At 72.7% G+C, this 20,618-nt stretch carries 17 protein-coding genes; 7 read left to right on the forward strand and 10 right to left on the reverse strand.

Features of this window, described 5'->3' with window-relative positions; translation table 11 throughout:
* The first annotated feature begins 10 nt into the window (after window positions 1–10).
* Entirely contained in the window at window positions 11–1,210 is a 1,200-nt protein-coding gene (locus AB0K00_RS17775; protein ID WP_363522147.1) for a DUF6596 domain-containing protein, read from the forward strand.
* On the opposite strand, the gene AB0K00_RS17780 is transcribed toward AB0K00_RS17775, so the two are convergent.
* The 9 genes from AB0K00_RS17780 to AB0K00_RS17820 all read right to left on the reverse strand — a co-directional run bounded on the left by AB0K00_RS17780 (window position 1,197) and on the right by AB0K00_RS17820 (window position 12,716).
* Window positions 1,197–3,638 carry a glycoside hydrolase family 2 protein gene (locus AB0K00_RS17780; protein WP_363521999.1) on the reverse strand — a complete coding sequence of 814 codons (2,442 nt, stop codon included), beginning with the start codon at window positions 3,636–3,638 and terminating at the stop codon, window positions 1,197–1,199. The genes AB0K00_RS17775 and AB0K00_RS17780 overlap by 14 nt on opposite strands.
* Window positions 3,639–3,751: 113 nt before the next feature.
* The gene (locus tag AB0K00_RS17785; protein WP_363522000.1) at window positions 3,752–4,828 is read right to left on the reverse strand and encodes a LacI family DNA-binding transcriptional regulator; all 1,077 of its coding nucleotides are present in this window, start codon (window positions 4,826–4,828) and stop codon (window positions 3,752–3,754) included.
* A gap of 59 nt (window positions 4,829–4,887) precedes the next feature.
* A complete protein-coding gene (locus AB0K00_RS17790) occupies window positions 4,888–6,159 on the reverse strand; it encodes an LLM class flavin-dependent oxidoreductase (RefSeq protein ID WP_363522001.1) in 1,272 nt (423 codons plus the stop codon).
* A complete protein-coding gene (locus tag AB0K00_RS17795) occupies window positions 6,156–6,971 on the reverse strand; it encodes an LLM class flavin-dependent oxidoreductase (RefSeq protein WP_363522003.1) in 816 nt (271 codons plus the stop codon). The genes AB0K00_RS17790 and AB0K00_RS17795 overlap by 4 nt, the downstream gene beginning before the upstream one ends.
* Window positions 6,971–7,663, reverse strand: a complete 693-nt coding sequence (locus AB0K00_RS17800; protein ID WP_363522005.1) for a GNAT family N-acetyltransferase — start codon at window positions 7,661–7,663, stop codon at window positions 6,971–6,973. The genes AB0K00_RS17795 and AB0K00_RS17800 overlap by 1 nt, the downstream gene beginning before the upstream one ends.
* Window positions 7,664–7,676: 13 nt before the next feature.
* On the reverse strand, window positions 7,677–9,260 hold the full coding sequence (locus AB0K00_RS17805) for an ABC transporter ATP-binding protein (RefSeq protein WP_363522007.1): 1,584 nt from the start codon (window positions 9,258–9,260) through the stop codon (window positions 7,677–7,679).
* A 1-nt stretch (window position 9,261) separates the two neighbouring features.
* Window positions 9,262–10,149 carry an ABC transporter permease gene (locus tag AB0K00_RS17810; protein WP_363522008.1) on the reverse strand — a complete coding sequence of 296 codons (888 nt, stop codon included), beginning with the start codon at window positions 10,147–10,149 and terminating at the stop codon, window positions 9,262–9,264.
* Window positions 10,150–10,155: 6 nt separating this feature from the next.
* Window positions 10,156–11,076, reverse strand: coding sequence for an ABC transporter permease (locus AB0K00_RS17815; RefSeq protein WP_363522010.1), 921 nt, complete (start codon window positions 11,074–11,076; stop codon window positions 10,156–10,158).
* A 14-nt stretch (window positions 11,077–11,090) separates the two neighbouring features.
* Window positions 11,091–12,716, reverse strand: coding sequence for an ABC transporter substrate-binding protein (locus AB0K00_RS17820; RefSeq protein ID WP_363522012.1), 1,626 nt, complete (start codon window positions 12,714–12,716; stop codon window positions 11,091–11,093).
* A gap of 229 nt (window positions 12,717–12,945) precedes the next feature.
* Between AB0K00_RS17820 and AB0K00_RS17825 the strand changes: the two genes are divergently transcribed.
* The 6 genes from AB0K00_RS17825 to AB0K00_RS17850 are packed head-to-tail and all read left to right on the forward strand — an operon-like array spanning window position 12,946 to window position 19,536.
* Complete coding sequence (locus AB0K00_RS17825) at window positions 12,946–13,809, forward strand: glutathione S-transferase C-terminal domain-containing protein (RefSeq protein WP_363522013.1); 864 nt, start codon at window positions 12,946–12,948, stop codon at window positions 13,807–13,809.
* Window positions 13,806–14,963 (forward strand): LLM class flavin-dependent oxidoreductase, encoded by a 1,158-nt coding sequence (locus AB0K00_RS17830; protein ID WP_363522015.1) that lies wholly within the window; start codon window positions 13,806–13,808, stop codon window positions 14,961–14,963. Before AB0K00_RS17825 ends, AB0K00_RS17830 begins: the two co-directional genes overlap by 4 nt.
* Window positions 14,960–16,297 (forward strand): NtaA/DmoA family FMN-dependent monooxygenase, encoded by a 1,338-nt coding sequence (locus tag AB0K00_RS17835; protein WP_363522016.1) that lies wholly within the window; start codon window positions 14,960–14,962, stop codon window positions 16,295–16,297. The genes AB0K00_RS17830 and AB0K00_RS17835 overlap by 4 nt, the downstream gene beginning before the upstream one ends.
* Complete coding sequence (locus AB0K00_RS17840) at window positions 16,290–17,384, forward strand: LLM class flavin-dependent oxidoreductase (protein WP_363522017.1); 1,095 nt, start codon at window positions 16,290–16,292, stop codon at window positions 17,382–17,384. The genes AB0K00_RS17835 and AB0K00_RS17840 overlap by 8 nt, the downstream gene beginning before the upstream one ends.
* A complete protein-coding gene (locus tag AB0K00_RS17845) occupies window positions 17,381–18,421 on the forward strand; it encodes an LLM class flavin-dependent oxidoreductase (RefSeq protein ID WP_363522019.1) in 1,041 nt (346 codons plus the stop codon). Before AB0K00_RS17840 ends, AB0K00_RS17845 begins: the two co-directional genes overlap by 4 nt.
* Window positions 18,418–19,536: an MsnO8 family LLM class oxidoreductase gene (locus AB0K00_RS17850; RefSeq protein ID WP_363522021.1), complete on the forward strand. Its 1,119-nt coding sequence runs from the start codon at window positions 18,418–18,420 to the stop codon at window positions 19,534–19,536. Before AB0K00_RS17845 ends, AB0K00_RS17850 begins: the two co-directional genes overlap by 4 nt.
* Window positions 19,537–19,739: 203 nt before the next feature.
* Here the strand turns inward: AB0K00_RS17850 and AB0K00_RS17855 are convergent, their stop codons facing one another.
* Window positions 19,740–20,570, reverse strand: a complete 831-nt coding sequence (locus AB0K00_RS17855) for a sulfite exporter TauE/SafE family protein (RefSeq protein WP_363522023.1) — start codon at window positions 20,568–20,570, stop codon at window positions 19,740–19,742.
* Window positions 20,571–20,618: the final 48 nt, after the last annotated feature.

Raw genomic sequence — 20,618 nt, forward strand, 5'->3', positions numbered from 1 at the left:
AGGTGCGGTGATGGCCGAGGCGCACCGCCGCGAGTGGGCCCGGGTGCTCGCCGCGACGGTGCGGCTCACCCGCGACCTCGACCTCGCCGAGGAGTGCGTCCAGGACGCGTACGCGCAGGCCCTGCACTCGTGGCCGGCCAACGGTGTCCCGGCCCGCCCCGGCGCGTGGCTCACCACCGTCGCCCGCAACCGCGCCCTGGACGTGCTGCGCCGCGAGTCCGCGCTGCGGCGGGCGCTGCCGTTGCTGGTGACCGAGGAGAGCACCCCGGGCCCGGGGGAGGACGACGACCGGCTCCGGCTCATCTTCACCTGCTGCCACCCGGCGCTGTCGCGGGAGGCGCAGGTCGCGCTGACGCTGCGGCTCGTGTGCGGGCTGTCGACCGCCGAGGTGGCCAGGGCGTTCCTCGTGCCGGAGCCGACGATGGCGGCCCGGGTCACCCGGGCGAAGCGGAAGATCAGCGCGGCCCGGATCCCGTACCGGGTGCCGTCGCCGGAGGAGCTGCCGGAGCGGGTCGGCGCGGTGCTCGAGGTCGTGCACCTCGTCTTCACCACCGGCCACGCCGCGCCGGTCGGGGAGCGCCTGGTCCGGCAGGACCTGGTCGACGCCGCGATCGGTCTGGCCCGCGTGCTGCGGCTGCTGGTCCCGCACGACGCCGAGGTCGCCGGGCTGCTGGCCCTGATGCTGCTGACCGACGCCCGCCGCGACACCCGCAGCACCGCTGCCGGCCGGTTGCTGCTGCTGTCCGAGCAGGACCGCTCCCGGTGGGACACCCGGCAGATCCGGGAGGGCACCGACCTGCTGACCACGGCGCTGCGCCGGCAGGCACCGACCCGGTACGCGGTCGAGGCCGCGATCGCCGCCGTCCACGCCGAGGCCCCGTCGTGGGAGGCGACCGACTGGCCGCAGATCGTCGCGCTGTACGACGTGCTGCTGCGCCTGTGGCCGTCGCCGGTGGTCGAGCTGAACCGGGCCGTCGCCGTCGGTCTGCGCGACGGCCCGTCGGCGGGCCTGGCGGCGCTCGAACCGTTGCTCGACGAGCCGGCGCTGGCCACGTACGCCTATCTCAGCGCCGCCCGCGCCGACTTCCTGCGGCGGCTCGGGCGCCTGCCGGAGGCCGCCGGCGCGTACACGGAGGCCCTCGCCCTGTGCGGCAACGACGTCGAGCGGTCGTTCCTAGCCGGCCGCCTCGCCGAGGTCAGCCGGCCGTGAGGTCGTTGGCGGTGCGCAGCGCCGGGCTGGTGCGCCACGCATGGTCGTCCGGTGCGGGGAGGGTGGTGCCGCCGGTGATGTGCAGGGTGACCGTTTCGCCGGGGAGGAGGGTGACGAGTTGGCGGTCGACTTCGGCGGCGGGGTCGAGCCGGTCGGCGAACAGGGTCAGGTCACGCACGAACGTGCGGGCGGTGACCTCGACGGTGTGGCCGTCCGCGGTGGGGTGCACGACGACGTCGGTGGACGCCGCCGGGTAGTTGAGGTCGATGTCCTCGGCGAAGTACCAGGTGGTGCGGTCCGGGCCGCCGTCCACGACGATCACCTCGCGGCTCGGGTCGTCCGGTGTGACGACGTCGGCGGGGAGCGGCAGGGTGAGCGTGCCGCCGGCGGGGACGTCGAGGACGAGCGTCGCCTTCGCGCACGGGTCGCCGCTGAAGGTGAGCCGCCGGACGTCGACCGTGGCTTGCCATGCGGTGGTGGAGTCGTTGACGGCGATGAGGGTGGGCACGCCGTCGCGGGGTTGCACGGTGAGCAGACGCTCGGTGTACACCCGCCGCAGTGCGAACCACAGGGGTTTGCGGCGTCCGTCGCCGTCGATGGCGGACCAGGAGGTGACGGGCCAGTTGTCGTTGAGCTGCCACAGGATCGTGCCCATGCACAACGGCTTCAGGGAGCGGAAATGTTCGATGCCGAACGTGATGGCGCGGGCCTGGTTGAGCTGCGTGGCCCAGTGCCAGTCGTCGAACCCGTCCGGCGCCGGGAAGTGACCGGTCAGGCCGCGGGCCAGCTTGCCGTTGCCGTCGCCGGCCTTCTGGTGATGCAGCACGCCCGGTGAGGTCGGGGTCAGTGGATCGTCGGACACCGCGCGGCGCAGGGTCGCGTATGCGGGCGGGGCCTGGAAGCCGAATTCGGCGAGGAACCGGGGCCGGTAGGTGGCGTAGTGGCGGTAGTCGTGGGTGTTCCACACGTCCCAGATGTGGGTGGTGCCGTGCGCCGGGTCGTTCGGGTGCAGGGCGGCGTCGCCGGAGTAGGGGCTGCCGGGCAAGTACGGTCGGGTCGGATCCACCTCGGCCACGATCCCCGGCAGGACACGCAGGTAGTAGCCCTCGCCCCAGGTGCGGCCGGCGAGCGCTGCCTGCCAGTCCCAGTCCTGGTAGCCCCACAGGTTTTCGTTGTTGCCGACCCACATGACCAGGCTCGGGTGCGACATCAACCGGAGGACCTGTTCGTGGGCTTCGGCGGCGACCTCGGAGCCGAGGGGTTCCTCTTCGGGGTAGGCGGCGCAGGCGAAGAGGAAGTCCTGGCCGACGAGGACGCCGTGTTCGTCGGCGAGGTCGTAGAAGTCGTCGCTTTCGTACCGGCCGCCGCCCCACACGCGCAGGTAGTTGACGCCGGCGTCGAGGGCCTGACCGATCCGTGCGGCGTAGCGTTCCCGGTCGACGCGGGTGACGAACGCGTCGTCGGGGATCCAGTTGACGCCCCGCACGAACACGGGCGTGCCGTTGACGAGGAGCGTGAACGCGGTGCCGTCGGCGTCCGCGGTGGTGTCCAGTGCGACGGTGCGGAACCCGATGCGCCGCTGCCACGTGTCCAGGACCGACGCGTCGTCGTGCAGGGTCACATCGAGGTCGTAGCGGTCCGGGGCGCCGTGCCCGCGTGGCCACCACAGCCGCACGTCCGGCACCCGCACTTGCACGGTCGCCTCCGTCTCGCCGGGCGCCAGGGTGGCGGTCGCGGTGACGCCCGCGACCGTGGCGGTCAGCGTGAGCGGGGTGTCGGCGGCGCGTTCGACCTTCACGTGGACGTCGAGCACCCCGTCGGTGCCGTCGACCCGCACCAGCGGCCGGACCTCGGCGAGCCGCGCCACCGACCACGACTGCAACCCGATCGGCTGCCAGATCCCGGCCGTCACCAGGGTCGGACCCCAGTCCCAGCCGAAGTTCGACGCCATCTTCCGGATGTACTGAAACGGCTCCTCATACGCATTCGGCCGCGCACCCACCGCATCCCGGACCGCCAGGGCGTACTCGTAGGCCGAGTCGAACCGGATCTCCAGCCGGTTCCCGGTCGGCCGCAGCACCGAACGCACATCGAACCGGTAGCCACGGTGCATGTTCGCGGTCCGGCCCAGCTCGACACCGTTGAGCGTCACCGTCGCCACCGTGTCCAGGCCGAGCGCGACCAGATCCACCCGGTCGGCGGCCACGTCCTGCGCGTCGAACGTCGTCTCGTACACCCAAGGCGTGCGGCCGATCCATGCCAGGTCCAGCTCGTTCGCGTCCAGGTACGGATCCGGGATCAGACCGGCCGCGAGGAGGTCGGTGTGCACGCAACCCGGCACGGTGGCCGGGACGGGGCCGTCGCCGTGCGGCACCGGTCCGGCCGAGCGCAGAGTCCACCCGGCATGGAGAGGACGCAGGACAGGCATGTGTGTGCTCCCGTAATCACGACCCGCACTGAAGCGGATAAGTAGGCGAAGCATGACCTTAGGACGCAGATGTTCAGGGTGTCAACCGTAGCGCGCTGAAGCGGTTGCGACCGTCAGGCGGTGCGGGCGGCGCGCAACGGCCGGGTCGACTGGCGCGCCGTCAGGATCCCCGGCTGCAGCATCACGTGGCTGATCCCGCCGCCGTTGATCGTGACCAGAAGGGCCCGCGCGGCGAGCTCCGCCTGGTGCGCCGGCGTCTGCTGCACGGCGGTGATCGCCGGGACGGTGATCTGGCACAGGTCCGAGTCGTCCCAGGCGACGACCGACACGTCCTCCGGCACCGACAGGCCCATCTCGTGCGCCACCTTCAGCGACGCGGCGGCCATCACGTCGTTGTCGAACACGACCGCGGTCGGCGGCTCGGCGCCGCTCATCAGCTCCCGCATCGCGCGCATGCCGTCCACCGCGCTGTAGTTGGTGTAGACGACGCGGTACCGCGTGCGGTCGAGCCCGGAGTGGTCGAGCGCGTCGAGGTACGCGGCGTCGCGCTGCCCGGTGTGGAACAGCTCCTCGGTGCCGGCGACCCGGGCGATCGTGCGGTGCCCGAGGGCCCGCAGGTAGCCGACGATGGCGCGGGCGGTGCCGGCGACGTCGGCGTCGACGGTGCTGCAGCCGTCGAGGCCCGGCTTGCCGCCGATGACGGCCGCGGGCAGGCCGATCTCGACGAGCGCGTCCAGGCGCGGGTCGTCCTTGCGCAGGTCGGTGAGGATGACGCCGTCGACGTGCCGGCCGGCCCACCATTTGCGGTACACGTCGATGGTGTCGTCGATGTGGTCGACGAGGTGCAGCACCAGGGCGATGTCGCTGCGGTTGAGCTCGGCCTCGACCCCGCTGAGCATCTGCGTGAACCAGGAGTCGACGATCATCACCCGCGGCGGGCGGACCAGGACGAGACCGACGGCGTTGGCCCGGGCGGTGCCCAGGGACCGGGCGGCGATGTTGGGTGCCCAGCCGAGGTCCCGGGCGGCGGCGAGGACCCGCGCCCGGGTCTGCTCCGAGACGCCGGGGCGGTTGTTGAGCGCGTAGGAGACCGCGGCCTCGGACACCCCGGCGTGGACGGCGACCTGGCGGATCGTGACCCGCGCCTGGCCGGCCGCTTCTGCGCCGGTGTCCTTCGCTGCTGCGGCCACCTGTGCTCCCCGCCTGGTCTCTCACTGCACTGCACGTGAGGGTACATCCCCGGTCGCGGTCACAGCGGCGGCAGCTCCAGATGCTCCCGGAGCGTGGTGCCCTCGTACGCGGTGCGGTAGACGCCGCGTTCCTGCAGCTCGGGCACCAGGCGGTCCACGATGTCCTCGACGGTGCCGGGCAGCAGTTGCGGCAGCAGGTTGAACCCGTCGACGGCGCGGTCGCGCACGTATCGGGTCCACTCGTCGGCGATCTGGCCGGGGGTACCGATGAAGGTGTTGTGCCGCGGGGTCACCTCGATGACCAGGTCCCGGATCGACAGGCCACGGTCGAAGGCGAGCGCGCGCCAGCCGGCGATGCGTTCGAGCTTGCCGGTGCGCAGCTCGATCGGGATGGTGCCGCGGGACGGGTCCAGTTCCCCGTCGGCCGGGTCGATGTCCGGCAGGGGACCGTCGGGGTCGTAGCCGGACAGGTCCTTGCCCCAGTACTGCTCGAGGAAGGCGATCGCGCGCGGGCCGGTGGTCTGCTCGCGGGTGATCCACCGGGCGCGTTCCCGTGCCTCGTCGAGGGTGTCGCCGAGCACGACCGAGGCGCCCGGCAGGATCCGCAGCGAGTCCGCGGACCGGCCGTGCCGGGCCAGCCGGGCGCGGAGGTCGGCGGCGTAGGCGACGGCCTTGTCGTAGTCGGTGTTGGCGGAGAAGACCACGTCGGCGTGGCGGGCGGCGAGTTCCCGGCCGCCGTCGGAGTCGCCGGCCTGGAACAGCACCGGCCGTCCCTGCGGGCTCGGCGGGACCGCTCCGGTGGCGTCCAGGGTCACCAGGTCGGTGTCGAGGTGGACGCGTTCGTTGCGCCACAACGCCTTCGCCGTCTCCACGAACGCGGTGGCCCGTTCGTAGCGGCGCTCGTGCGGCAGCCAGCCGCCGTGCCGGAAGTTCTCACCGGTCCACGCGTTGTCGGTGGTCACGATGTTCCAGCCGGCGCGGCCGCCGGAGACCGCGTCGAGGCCGGCGAGGCGGCGGGCCAGATCGGCCGGGTAGTTGTAGGTGGTGTTCTGGGTGGCGACGAGCCCGATGTGGGTGGTTTCCGCGGCCAGGGCGGCCAGTTGCGTGATGGCGTCGGGCCGCCCGGCGACGTCGAGGTCGTAGACGGTGCCGCGGTTCTCCCGCACCCGCAGCCCCTCGCCGAGGAAGAACGCGTCGAACAGGCCGCGTTCCAGGGTGCGCACGACGTGGATGAACGTGTCGATGTGCGTGTGGTCGGCGAAGTCCGGCTCGGTCCACAGCAGGTTGGGACCGACGCCGGTGAAGAACACTCCCAGATGCAGCCGGGTCATGCCGCTACCTCATAACGGTTTCGGGGCCTGGGCAGGCCGAGCGTCTCCCGCAGCGTCGCGCCGTGGGCGCCGCGGCTTTCCGGGACGGGCGGGGAGCCGCCGCGGAAGTGCACCCCGTCGACCACGTCCCGCACGAGTGCGGGGTCGAACGACGCGGGCACGTCGGCGAAGACCAGCGCGGCGCCGGCGTGCCGGGCCCGCGCGGCCCGGTCGGCGATCTCGGCAGGGTCGGTGGCGCGGACCAGGGCGACGTCCAGGGCGATGCCGAGGGTGTCGGCGCCGATCACGACCACCTGTCCCTGCGGCGGCCGCGGCGTGATCAGCGGCCCGATGACCGAGAACCCGGATCCTTCGAAGTCGACGTGGTGCACCTTCCGGGGGTCCAGGAACCGGCCGGTGGTGACGTCGCGGATGATCGCGTCGTCCTCCCACGAGTCCCACAGCCGGCGGGCGACGTCGACCACGTCGGCGACCTCGCCGTCGCCGGCCCCCGTGCGGCCGACGGTGGCGAGGTCCGCCGGGTCCGTGGTGGCGCCGACGACCCAGCCGGCCCGGCCCAGCGACGCGTGGTCAAGGCTGGCGAGCTGGGTGGCGAGGTGGAACGGTTCGGTGGTGGTGGCGTGCAGCGTCGGCGCCAGCCCGATCCGGCTCGTCCTGCGGGCCAGATACGCGGCGACGACCCCCGCCTCCACGCCGGGGCGCCGGGGCGAGTCGGGGAACGTCACGAACGCGTGGCCGGCCCGCTCCGCGTCGAGCACGGCCCGCTCCAGGGCCGCGATGTCCGGGGCGTCGACCTCGATGGCGGAGAACATCAGGCCGGACCTCCCACGAGCGACGGGACCCGCACCGCGCGGAACGTGGTGCGGCGGCGCAGTTCGAAGCCGATCGACTCGTACAGCCGGATGGCGTTGGTGTTCGTCGCGGCGGCGTGCAGGAACGGGTGCTCGCCGCGGGCGCGGATGCCGTGCGCGACGGCCCGCACCAGCCGGGTCGCGAGGCCCTGGCCGCGGTGTGCGGGGTCGGTGCACACCGCGGAGATCTCGGTCCAGCCGGGTGGGTGCAGCCGCTCACCGGCGAGGGCGACGAGCTTGCCGTCGCGGCGGATGCCGAGGTACGTGCCGAGCTCGATCGTGCGCTGCCGGTACGGCCCGGGCTGGGTGCGTTCGACGAGGTCGAGGATCTCCGGGACGTCGGCGGCGGTCAGCTCGACGGCCTCCGGGTCCGGCCGGGCCTCGAGCGCGACATCGACCAGCTGCACGCCGTCGACCTCCAGGACCACCTCCCAGTGCTCCGGCGGTGGCGGCGCGGTGCCGGTGATGGTGACGACCTCGCCGGCGCCGGCGAGCGCGGCCACGTCGGCCCAGACGCTCGCGCCGGAGGCGGGTGCGACGGTGATGAACGGGGCGACGTCGGTCTGGTAGCGGGCGGCGTCGCCGACCCGCTCGGCGAAGCGCTGGTGCGGGCCGCCGAGCGCGGCCCACACCGGGTTGTCGAGGATGTGCATCTGATCCCTCTGGTCAGGCGGTGAGGACGGGTAGGGCGGCGAGCAGGGTTTGCGTGTACGGGTGTTCGGGGCGGGCGAAGACGTCCTCGACCGGGCCGTGCTCGACGACCTTGCCGTCGTGCATGACGAGGACCCGGTCGGCGAGGTGGTGGATGACGCCGAGGTCGTGGGAGATGAACAGCAGCGCGGTGCCGTCGGCGGCGCGCAGGTCGGCGAGGAGGTCGAGGACCTGCGCCTGGACCGACACGTCGAGGGCGGACACCGGCTCGTCGCAGACGAGGACGTCGGGCCGGGGTCCGACGGCGCGGGCGATGGCGACGCGTTGCCGCTGCCCGCCGGACAGCTCCCGTGGGTGCCGGCGCAGGTGCGCGGCGCCGAGACCGACCCGTTCGAGCAGCTCCACGACCCGGTCCCGGCGGGCGGCGCCGCGCAGGTCCAGGGGTTCCGCGACGAGCTTCTCCACGGTGTACCGGGGGTCGAACGAGCTGAGCGGGTCCTGCGAGACGACCTGGAGGCGGCGCCGGTCCGGGCGCCGCCGCCGTTCGGGGACGCCGGTCCACGGTGTCTGTCCGAGGTGGACGGTGCCGGCGTCGGGTTCGAGGAGGCCGAGCGCGATGCGGGCGACGGTGGTCTTGCCCGAGCCGGACTCGCCGACGACGCCGAGGATCTCGCCGCGGGCGAGGGTCAAGCTGACGTCGTCGACGGCGTGCCGGGCGCCGAAGTGCTTGTGCAGGCCGTCGGCGCGCAGGACGGTGTGTGCCGGGTCGACGGTGGGTGCCGGCAGCGGCTCGCGGGTCGCGGTGCTGAGCCGGTGCCCGCGTGAGGCGGCGGTCGGCACGGCGGCGAGGAGCATCCGGGTGTAGTCGTGCTCCGGCGCGGTGAGGATCCGCTCGGTCGGGCCCTGCTCGACGATGACGCCGTCGCGCATGACGAGGACCCGGTCGGCGATGCCGGCGACGACGGCGAGGTCGTGGCTGACGAGCAGCAGCGTCGAGCCCGCCGCGCGGCGCTCGGCGAGCAGGCGCAGCAACTGTGCCTGGACGGTGACGTCGAGGGCGGTGGTGGGCTCGTCGGCGATGAGCAGCGCCGGGTCGGCGGCGATCGCGGAGGCGATCAGGGCACGCTGGCGCAGCCCACCGGACAGCTGGTGCGGATACTGCCGGGCGCGTTCCGCGGGCTCCGGCACGTGCACGGCGTCGAGCAGCGCGGTGACCTGCGCGTCGCGGGTGGCGGCGGTGCCGACGCGGTGGGTGCGCAGCACCTCGCCGATCTCCTGCCCGACGGTGTTGAGCGGGTCGAGGGAGACGAGGGCGTCCTGCAGGACGAGCCCGGCGACCCGGCCGCGCAGCCGGCGCCAGTCCCGGTCGGTGTAGCCGGTGGTGTCGCGGCCGTCGACGTCCAATGTGGACGCCCGCACGTCGGCGCCGGGGCCGGCGAGGCCGACGAGGCTGCGGGCGGTGACGCTCTTGCCCGAGCCGCTCTCCCCGACGATCGCGACGCACTCGCCGCGTTCGACGGTGAAGCTGATGCCGCGCACGGCGTGCACCGGGCCGGGGAAGGTGACGTGCAGGTCGGTGACGGTGACGAGCGGTGCCATGTCAGCGCCTTCCTTCGAAGCGGCGCTGGAGCCGCCGGCCGACGGCGGTCAGCGAGATGACGGTGACGGTGAGGGTCGCGCCCGGCAGGATAGCCGCCCACCAGGCGACGCGCAGGTAGTTACGGCTCTCGGCGAGCATCGCGCCCCACTCCGGCGACGGGGGCTGCGGGCCCATGCCGAGAAACGACAGGGCGGAGGCGTTGACGATCGCGCTGCCGAGGCCGATCGTGGCGAGGATCGGCAGCGGCCCCAGGACGTTGGGCAGGATGTGCCGCCAGACCAGGCGGGTCCGGGACAGCCCGAACGTGACGGCCTGTTCGACGTAGCCGGACCGGCGCACCAGCAGCGTCTGCGCCCGCACGATCCGCCCGTACCGCGGCGCGAACGCCAGCGCGATGGCCATGATGAGGCTCGGGGTGCCCGGCTCGGTGAACGCGATGAACAGCAGCGCGAGCAGCACCTCCGGGAACGCCGACAGCACGTCGAGGGCGCGGCTGAGCAGCTCGTCGACGGCGCGCGGGGACAGCCCGGCGAGCAGGCCGACGAGCCCGCCGGCGAGCACCGACAGTAGGGTCGCGGCGACGCCGATGCTCAGGGAGTACCGGGCGCCGTGCACGACCCTGGTGAAGACGTCGCGGCCGAGCTGGTCGGTGCCGAACCAGTGCGCTCCGCTCGGCGCCTCGAGCGCGGAGAACGGGTCGGCGGCCAGGGGATCGGTGCCCGTCAGCAGTTTGGGTGCCACGGCGGCGATGCCGACGAGCACCAGCACCAGCGCCGCGGCCACCAGGCCCGGCGCCAGCCGGCGGCCGCGGGACGGTGCGGCCGGGGCGTTCGGGGCGACCGGTTTCGCGGCCGGCGCGGTGGCCTGTTCGGGCAGGGCGATCGACATGAGGGGTCAGCCTTTCCGCAGGCGCGGGTCGATGAGCAGGTACGCCAGGTCCGCGAGGGTGCTGAGCACCACGTAGATGGCGGCGGCGAGCATCACCACAGCGAGGACGACGGGGATGTCCTTGTTGCCGACCGCCTCGGTGGCGACCTCGCCGAGGCCGGGCCGGCCGAAGACCCGCTCGACGATGACGGCGGCGCTGAGCAGGAACCCGATCAGCGTCCCGGCCAGGGTCACCGCCGGCAGCAGCGCATGGCGCAGCGCGTGCCGCCACAGCAGGGCGAACCGGGTCAGGCCGCGGGCCCGGGCGGTCACCGCGAACGGCTCGTCGAGGGCCCGTTCGAGACCTTCGCGGATGACCTGGCTGAGCAGCCCGCCGATCGGCAGCGCGAGGGCCACCGCGGGCAGCACGAGCGCGGAGGCGTCCCGGTCGCCGGAGACCGGGAACCAGCCGAGCTGGAAGGAGAAGACGCTCAGCAGCAGGATGCCGATGAGGAACCCAGGCGCGGACACGATGGACAGTTCGATGCCGGAGACGAGACCGCGCAGCCAGCGGGCCCGGCCGGCGGTGACGATGGCGAGGCCGACGGCGATGACGGCGCTGAACGCGGTCGCGAGGAGGGTCAGTTTGACCGTCGGCCAGATCTGGCTGCCGATGACGTCGATGACGGGTCGTTGCAGCACGTACGAGCGGCCGAAGTCGCCGTGCAGCAGCCGCCACAGGTAGTCGACGTACTGCACCACCGCCGGCCGGTCCAGGCCGAGGTCCTTGGCGATCTGGTCGCGGATCTGCGGGGTGTCGGGGCCGTCGCCGACGAGCGTGTCGACGGTGTCGCCCGGGGCGAGCCGCAGCGCGAGGTAGGCCGCGGAGGCGGCGGCCCAGAGGACCACCGCCCCACTGCCGAGCCGCCGCAGGACGGGCTTCAGCATCGGCTTCAGCATGGCTACTTGCCGATCCACACGTTGTAGGCGCTGCCGGGCACACCCGCGGTCGGCTCGAAGCCCACCCCGCCGACCTTCTTCTGCGCCGCGACCTGGTCGGCCGGCGCGTACAGCGGCAGTAGAACGGCCTGGTCGGTGTAGACCTTCTGCACGGTCGAGTACGCCGCCTTGCGCTTCGCCGGGTCGCTGCTGGCCTGCGCCTCGACGATCAGCTTCTCCAGCTCGGGGTCGGTGAAGCCGTGCCGGTTGATCGGGGCGCCCTTCGGCACGATCAGGCTGAGCGCGGCGCCGGCCTCGGTGTCGGCGCGGGAGTTGTCGAAGACCTCGAACTCGTTCTTGGCGAGCGCGTCGGTGGCGGTGCCCTGGTCGACGACCTTGACCTGCAGGTCGATGCCGGCGGTCTGCTTCACCGCGGCCTGCACGGCCTGGGCGAGGATGTCGCGCTTGTCGCGCACGAACGGTGCCGACAGCACGATCCGCGCGGTGAGGCGCTTGCCGTCCTTGGTGCGGAAGCCCTCGCTGTCCTTGGTGCTCCAGCCGGCCTCGTCGAGCAGGCTGTTGGCCTGGGCGGGGTTGTTGCCGTAGGTCTTCTCGACCGACGCCTCGTAGAACGGGCTGGACGGGCTCAGGATGCTCCATGCCCGGGTCGCGGTGCCGCGGTACACGCCCTGCAGGACGGCGTCGACGTCGACCGCGTCGCGGAACGCCTTGCGGACCCGGACGTCGTCGAACGGCGCGTGGGTCTGGTTGAAGTAGAGGTTGTAGGCGGTGCCGCTGTTGAGCTGCTTGGCGAAGGTCAGGTTCGGGTCGCTCTTGACCAGTTCCTGCTCGGTGGCGGGCACGCCCTCGATGACGTCGACCTGGCCGGAGGTCAGGGCGCCGACGCGGACGGAGGACTCCTTGAGGAACCGGTAGGTGATCTCGTCGAGGTAGGCGGGGCCCTGGTGGCCGGCGTTGGACGGTGCCCACGCGTAGGCCGGGTTCTTCTTGTAGTGGACCTCCTGACCCTTGGTGTAGCGGTCGAGGATGAACGGTCCGGTGCCGACGACCGACGGGCCGCCGGCCTTCAGGTCGGGGCTCTTGAGGGACTTCGGTGACACCTGCGCGCCCTGGGGCGAGGCGAAGAAGTCCAGGATGAGTACGTCGGGCTGCTTGAGGTGCACGGCGATGGTCTGCGCGTCGACGACCTCGGCGTCCTTGAAGTTCTTCAGCTGGGTGGTGGCGACGCTGGGGTTGTAGCCGGCGACGAGCAGCTGGTCGAGGTTGGCCTTGACGGCGGCGGCGTCGAACTTCTCGCCGTCGTGGAAGGTGACGCCGTCGCGGAGCTTGAACGTGTAGGTGAGGCCGTCGGCGGACGCCTCCCACGACGTGGCCAGCCACGGCAGGTAGCCGCCCTTGTCGTCGTGGGTGAGCAGGGCCTCGAAGCTGTTCCATACCAGCAGGCGGGCCTTGGCCTGGGCGTACTGGTGCGGGTTGAAGGTGATCGGCTCGGTTTCGATCGCCCAGGTGAGCTTGCCGCCCTGGACGGGCGCGCTGCTTGCGGCCGCGGTGGTGTCCTCGGCGGCGGCGCCGTTGCACCCGCCGAGGAGTAAGGCCGCGACGGCAAGGGACGCAAGGTATCTACGCATGGGACATCCTCAGTGGGAGTTCGCGACCTCATTGGAGGCTCGCGACGAAGCGACGGGCGGCGCCGCGGGTGGTCAGCGGCGTCTCGTCGGGCCAGTGCAGCAGTGGCTGTGCGTGACTGTCAACGGTCGATGGGCAGTCCTGTCGGCCATCTCACGTACCTCTGGATAATTCCATATCTTGCACGTAGGATTAGTCGGCTATCGCACTCCGGATCCACGGAGGACCACCATGCCGAAACTGCCCCGCTCAAGCCGTCTGGCCAGCCCCGTCGACACGACGGCCCATGGCGAGTACCGCATCCTGCAACGGCCCGACGACCCCCGCCCGCTGTACCGCTTCGCCGGCCACGTGGTCGACGACCCCCAGCCGGGCCGCTATCACCTCTACGCGGGCTGGTTCTGTCCGTGGTCGCAGCGCGTGACGATCGCCCACGCCCTGGCCGGGCTCCGCGACGTCGTCACGGTGTCCTACGTCGACAACGTCCGCGACGGCCGCGGCTGGGCGTTCCGGGAGCGGTACGGCCCCGACCCGGTCAACGGCTTCACGCTGCTGCGGCAGGCGTACGACGCGACCGAGGAGGACTTCGACGGCCACGTCTCGGTCCCGACGCTGTGGGACCGCGCCACGGCCCGGGTGGTCAGCAACGACTTCAAGGGCATCGGGATCGACTTCGCCACCCGCTTCCGGCACGTCGCGACGCCGGTGATCGACACCTACCCGGAGGCGCACCGGGAGGAGATCGAGCAGCTCGACGCGTGGCTCAACCCGGCCGTCAACCACGGCGTGCGCCGCACCGACGAGCCGGGCCGCACCGCGTTCCTCGACGCGCTCGGCACCCTCGACGAGCGCCTCGCCACCCGCCGGTTCCTGCTCGGCCCCGCGATCACCGAGGCCGACATCCGGCTGTTCGTCACGCTGGTGCGCTACGGCGCCGGCCTCGCCGACTTCCCGCACCTGTGGGACTACGCCCGGGACCTGTACACGGTGCCGGCGTTCCGCGACACGACCGACTTCACCACGTTCACCGCGCCCGGCAACGAGCTTCTCGACTGGGACGCCCCTGCACACCGCCCCGAAGGGATCCCGGCATGAGTCGGCACCTGCACCTGGCCGTCGCGCTGGACGGCGCCGGGTGGCATCCAGCCGCCTGGCGGGATCCGTCGACGTTCCCTGATGAGCTGTTCTCGCCGGGGTACTGGCTGCGCCTGGTCCGCCTCGCCGAGGGCGGCGGGCTGGACTTCGTCACCATCGAGGACTCCCTCGGCCTGCAGTCCGGCCGCTACGACGGGCTCGACGGGCGGGCGGATCACGTCAAGGGCCGCCTCGACGCGCTGCTCATCGCGGCCCGGGTCGCCCCCGTGACGACCCACATCGGCCTGGTGCCGACGGTGACCGTCACCCACACCGAGCCGTTCCACGTCTCCACCCAGCTCGCCACCCTCGACTACCTCAGCACCGGCCGCGCCGGATGGCGGGCGCAGGTGTCCGGCCGCCCCGGCGAGGCCGCGCACTTCGGCCGCCGCAGCTTCCCGCCGTTCGACCTGGACCACCTCGACGAGCCCGCCACGCAGGCGCACATCGCGGAGCTGTTCGCCGAGGCCGCCGACCACATCGAGGTGGTCCGCCGGCTCTGGGACAGCTGGGAGGACGACGCCGAGATCCGCGACGTCGCCACCGGCCGGTTCATCGACCGGGACAAGCTGCACTACATCGACTTCACCGGGCGGCACTTCAGCGTCAAGGGCCCGTCGATCACGCCACGCCCGCCGCAGGGCCAGCCGGTCGTCACCGCCCTCGCCCACTCCCGCGCCGGATACGAACTCGGCACCGACATCCTGTACGTGACGCCGACCAGCGTGGCGAACGCGGCCGAGATCGTCGCCGAGGTCCGCTCGCTCGGACCGGCCAAGGTCTTCGCCGACGTCGTGGTGTTCCTCGACCCGGACCGCAAGGCCCGCCTCGACCAGCTCGACGGCGCGGCGTACACCAGCGACGCCTACATCTACACCGGCGACGCCGCCGGCCTGGCCGAGCTGCTGCTGGCGTGGCGGGAGACCGGCATCGACGGGTTCCGGCTGCGGCCCGGCGTGCTGCCCGCCGACCTGGAAGCCATCGTCGAGGACCTCGTGCCGCTGCTGCAGGCCGAGGACGCCTTCCGCACCGGCTACACCGCCACCACGCTGCGCGGGCACCTCGGCCTGCCCGCCGCGCAGAACCGCTACGCCCGCACGGAGGTCACCGCATGACGAACCCGAAGAAGCAGGTCATCCTCGCGGCGCACTTCCCGGGCGTGAACAACACCACGGTGTGGAGCGACCCGGCGGCGGGCAGCCAGATCGCGTTCGACTCGTTCCGCCGCTTCGCGCAGAGCGCGGAACGGGGGAAGTTCGACTTCTTCTTCCTCGCCGAGGGGCTCCGGCTGCGCGAGCAGCGCGGCCGCATCCACGACCTGGACGTGGTCGGCCGCCCGGACGCGCTCACCGTCCTGGCCGGGCTCGCCGCCGTCACCACCCACCTGGGGCTCACCGGCACCGTCAACGCCACCTTCAACGAGCCCTATGAGCTGGCCCGCAAGCTCGCCTCGCTGGACCACCTGTCCGGCGGCCGCGCGGGCTGGAACGTGGTCACCTCCTCCGACGCGTTCACCGGCGAGAACTTCCGCCGCGGCGGCTACCTCGACCGCGCCGACCGGTACACCCGCGCCGCCGAGGTCCTGCACACCGCCCGCGAACTGTGGGACACCTGGCCCGCCGCCGAGATCGTCGCCGACCGGGAAGGCGGGAGGTTCACCCGTTCCGGCGACCCCGGCGAATTCGTCCACAGTGGACAACACATCGACATCCGCGGTCATTTCACGGTGCCGCGCAGCCCGCAGGGCCGGCCGCTGATCATCCAGGCGGGCGACTCCGACCCGGGGCGCGAGTTCGCGGCCCGCGACGCCGACGCGATCTTCTCCCGGCACGGCACCCTGGAGTCCGGCAAGGCGTTCTACGCCGACGTCAAGGGCCGCATGGCCCGCCACGGCCGGCGCCCCGACGAGCTGAAGATCCTGCCGGCCAGCACGTTCGTCCTCGGCTCCTCATTGGCCGACGCCGCTGAACGAGCGCACCACGTCCGGCGGCAGCAGGTCAGCCCGCAGACCGCGATCCTGCTGCTGGAACAGCTGTGGAACAAGGACCTCAGCGACCACGACCCCGACGGGCCGCTGCCGGTCTTCGACCCGGTCCTGGACGACGACTCCATCATCAAGGGCCGCACCCGCCTCTTCGACGACCCCCTGGCCACCGCCCGGCAGTGGCGGGCGACCGCGGAGGAGAAGGGACTCGGCATCCGGGACCTCATCATCGAGGTGACCGGCCGGCAGACGTTCATCGGCACCCCGTCGACCGTTGCGGCCACCATCGACGAGTTCGTGCAGGGCGACGCCGCCGACGGGTTCATCCTCGTGCCGCACCTGGTGCCCGGCGGCCTCGACGAGTTCGTCGACGGGGTCGTGCCGCTGCTGCAGGAGCGTGGCGTGTTCCGCACCGAGTACACCACCACGACGCTGCGCGGGCACCTCGGACTCGACCATGTCTGACACCTTGCCCGATCCGGTGTTCCACTGGTTCCTCCCCACCGGCGGCGACGATCACGCGGTGGGCGCCGGCACGCACGGCGGGATCATCGGCGCGCAGGACACCACGCCGCTGCCGCGCTCCGCGACCCATCGGGCGCCGACCCTGGACTACCTGACCCAGATCGCCCGCGCCGCCGACCAGCTCGGCTACACCGGCGTGCTCACCCCGACCGGAGTGCACTGCGAGGACGCGTGGCTGACCACGGCCGCGCTCATCGCCGAGACGCGCCGGCTGAAGTTCCTCGTCGCGTTCCGGCCGGGGCTGATCACCCCGGTGCTCGCGGCGCAGATGGCCGCCACGTTCCAGCGGCTGTCGGCGGGGCGGCTGCTGCTCAACGTCGTCATCGGCAGCAGCGCCGCCGAGCAGCGCGGCTACGGCGACCCCCTGGACCACGACGCCCGCTACGAACGGGCCGGGGAGTTCCTCGACGTCGTGCGTGCCGCGTGGACCGGTGCGCGGGTCGACCACCACGGTGCGCACTACGACATCGAGGGTGGGCTGCTGCGCGAGCCGCCACCGACGATCCCGACCGTGTACCTCGGCGGGTCTTCACCGGCCGCGGTCCAGCTCGCCGCCCAGCATGCCGACGTGTACCTCACCTGGGGCGAACCCGTCGAGCAGGTCGCGGAGAAGGTCGAGAAGGTCCGGGCCGCCGCCGGCCGGCCGATCCGCTTCGGCATCCGGCTGCACGTCATCACCCGCGCCACCGCCGACCAGGCGTGGGCCGACGCGGAGCGGCTCATCGCCGGCGTCGACGACGAGACGATCCGGCAGCGCCAGGAGAGCCTGCGCAGCCTCGACTCCGTCGGCCAGCGCCGCATGCTCGACCTGCACGGCGGCGACCGCGACCGGCTCGTCGTCGCACCCAACCTGTGGGCCGGCATCGGCCTGGTCCGCGGCGGCGCCGGCACCGCGCTCGTCGGCAGTCACGCCGAGGTCGCCGCCCGCATCGACGAATACCGCGCGGTCGGCATCGAGGAGTTCATCCTGTCCGGCTACCCGCACCTGGAAGAGGCGTACACGTTCGCCGAAGGGGTCCTGCGTTGAAGTTCCTCGCCATCACCCTGATCGTCACCGACGGCCACAAACCCGCCCGCGAACGGCTGCGGGAGGTCGTCGACAACGCGGTCCTCGCCGAGCAGCTCGGCTTCGACGGCTTCGGCGTCGGTGAACGCCACGAGCGGCCGTTCATCTCCTCCTCACCGCCGGTCGTGCTCAGCCACATCGCCGCCCGCACCAGCGTCATCCGGCTGTTCACCGCCGTGACCACGCTGAGCCTGCTGGACCCGGTCCGCGCCTTCGAGGACTACTCCACCTTGGACAACCTGTCCGGCGGGCGCCTGGAACTCATCGTCGGCAAGGGCAACGGCGCCGCGCAGGCGAAGCTGTTCCACGTCACCGCCGACGACCAGTGGGACCGCAACCGCGAGGGCTACGAGCTGTTCACCCGCCTGTGGCGCGAGGACAAGGTCACCTGGTCGGGCAGGTTCCGCCCGTCCCTCGATGACGCCGAGGCGTGGCCGCGGCCGCTGCAGCCGCGGATCCGCATCTGGCACGGCAGCGCCACCAGCAAGGCCTCCGTCGAGCTCGCCGCCCTGCACGGCGACCCGCTGTTCTCCGCCAACGTCACCAACCCGGTCGAGCCCTACGCCGAGCTGGTCGCGTACTACCGTGAACGGCTCGCCTTCCACGGCCACGACGCGTCCACGGCGCTCGTCGGCGCCGGCTCCGCCGGGACGTACGTGGCCGAACGGTCCCAGGACGCCATCGACGTCTACCGGCCGATCTTCAACAAGCGCCTGGAGCTGTTCAAACGCGTCGGCGTCGAGCCGGTCTTCCACACCCTGGAGGACGCGATCGAACGCAGCTCGATCCTCGTCGGCAGCCCGCAGCAGATCATCGACAAGGTCCACCGGTATCACGCCCGGCTCGGTCACGAGGTCATGCACGTGCAGGCCGACGCCGACGGGCTGACCGACAAGCAGCACCGCGGCTCCCTCGAGCTCTTCCAGGCGGAGGTCGCTCCCGTGCTGCGCCGTGAGATCCCCAGTCGCCCGTTCCCACCCTTGGCGGTGCCGTCATGACCGTTCCACTGTCCATTCTCGACCTGGCCCCGCTGAGCTCCGGCAGCGACGCGGGCGCCGCCCTGCGCAACACGATCGACCTCGCCAAGCGCGCCGAGTCGTTCGGCTACCAGCGTTTCTGGGTCGCCGAGCATCACTTCGCCGCCGGTGTCGCCAGCGCCGCGCCGGCCGTGCTCATCGGCCTCATCGCGGCGGCCACCGACCGGATCCGGGTCGGGTCCGGCGCGGTCCAGGTCGGCCACCAGACGGCCCTGTCGGTGGTGGAGCAGTTCGGGCTCCTCGACGCGGTGTACCCCGGCCGGTTCGACCTCGGCCTCGGCCGGTCCGGGCAGCGGCGCACGGAGGCCCTGGCCGCGCTGGCCGGGCCGCCGCCGGCGCCGAAGCCGGCCCGGGTCGTCGACGGCCTGCTCATCCCGCCGGCGTTCGACTTCGGGAAACTGGTCGTGCAGCCGCGCTTCGCGCTGTTCGCGGAGCTGCTGCAGCAGCCGGGTGCGACGGCGCCGGACTTCGCCGACGTCGTCGACGACATCCAGGCGCTCATCGCCGGCACCTACACCCGCGGCGACCTCGACGTGCACGTCACGCCCGGCGAGGGCGCGAAGGTCGAGCTGTGGATCCTGGGCTCCAGCGCCGGGCAGAGCGCCACCGTCGCGGGGGAGCGGGGCCTGCCGTTCGCCGCCAACTACCACGTCGCACCCGCGACCGTGCTCGAGGCGGTGGAGGCGTACCGGGCCGCGTTCCGCCCGTCGCCGGTGCTGGACCGCCCGTACGTCCTGGTCTCCGCCGACGTTGTCGTCGCGCCCGACGAGGCGGAGGCGCGGCATCTCGCGTCGCCGTACCGGCACTGGGTCCGCAGCATCCGCACCGGCGCCGGCGCCATCCCCTATCCGACGCCGGCCGAGGCCGCCGCGGCACCGTGGACCGACGAGGACCAGGCCCTCGTCCAGGACCGCCTCGACACCCAGTTCGTCGGCGATCCGTCCCAGGTCGCCGCCCAGCTGCGCACGTTGCAGCGGGTGACCGGCGCGGACGAGCTCCTGGTCACCACCATCACCCACGACCACGCCGACCGGGTCCGCTCCTTCGAGCTGCTGGCCAAGGAGTGGGCCGGCTGAGGCCGACCGGCCCGGCCGATCCGGCGCGCCGAGCGGGCGGTGCGCCGGATCGGCCGCCGGTCAGCGCCGGGCGGCGGTGAGCACGACCCGGTCCGTCGTCATGCCCCGCCTGCGGCTCGCACGAGCAGCCAGGCGGTGAGGCCGAAACCCAGGATCGGCCGCCGGTCAGCGCCGGGCGGCGGTGAGCAGGACCCAGTGCGTCGTCATGCCCCGCCGGCCGCCCGCACCAGCAGCCAGGCGGCGAGGCCGAAACCCATGACGGCGACGGCGGTGCGCAGCACGCGCGGGTCGAGGCGGCGGGTGACGGCGGGGCCGAGCGCGCCGCCGACGGCCGAGCCGGCAGCGAGGGGGACGACCGCCCACCAGGCGACGTCGGCGACGACCGCGAACACGACCGCGGGCACGACGCCGGCGCAGGCGGTGAGGGCGTTCTTCACGGCGTTGGCGCGGACCAGCTCCGGATCGACCAGCAGCAGCACGATGGCGAGGGTGAGGATGCCGGCCCCGGCGCCGAAGTAACCGCTGTAAATGCAGACCGCGAACAGCGCCGCCGCGGCGGCGACCAGCCGCCAGGTCTCGACGGGACGCCACGTCGCGACGGGGCGTCCCGTCGCGAGCCGGCTCCGGGACCCGGCCGCCGCTGTGCCCGCGGCGGCGGCCGCCGGGGCGGCGGTCTTGTCCACCGCGGGTCGCACCAGGACCAGCACGGCGGCGAACGCGATCAGGAACGGCACGATCCACGCGAACACTCCCGGCGGAGTGACCAGCAGCAGGACCGCACCGCCGGTGCCGCCGACCATCGCGATCAGGACCCACCACGGCAGCCGCCGCCGGTGGACCCGCAGCTCCTCCCGCGACGCCGCCGCCGACGCCACGGCCCCGCTGATGACCGCCACGGTGTTGGCCACGTTCGCCTGCACCGGGCCCAGGCCGGCGGCGAGCAGCGCCGGATACGTGATGAGCGACGAGATCCCGCCCGCCGTGCCGATCACCCCACCGAGGGCGCCGGCCAGGACGAGGAGCGCGGTCCGCACCGGTCCGACAGTAGTTGACATCGACGACACTCATACCTAGGTTGCCTA

It is taken from the genome of Dactylosporangium sp. NPDC049525 (genome assembly GCF_040676755.1).
GTDB lineage: Bacteria > Actinomycetota > Actinomycetes > Mycobacteriales > Micromonosporaceae > Dactylosporangium.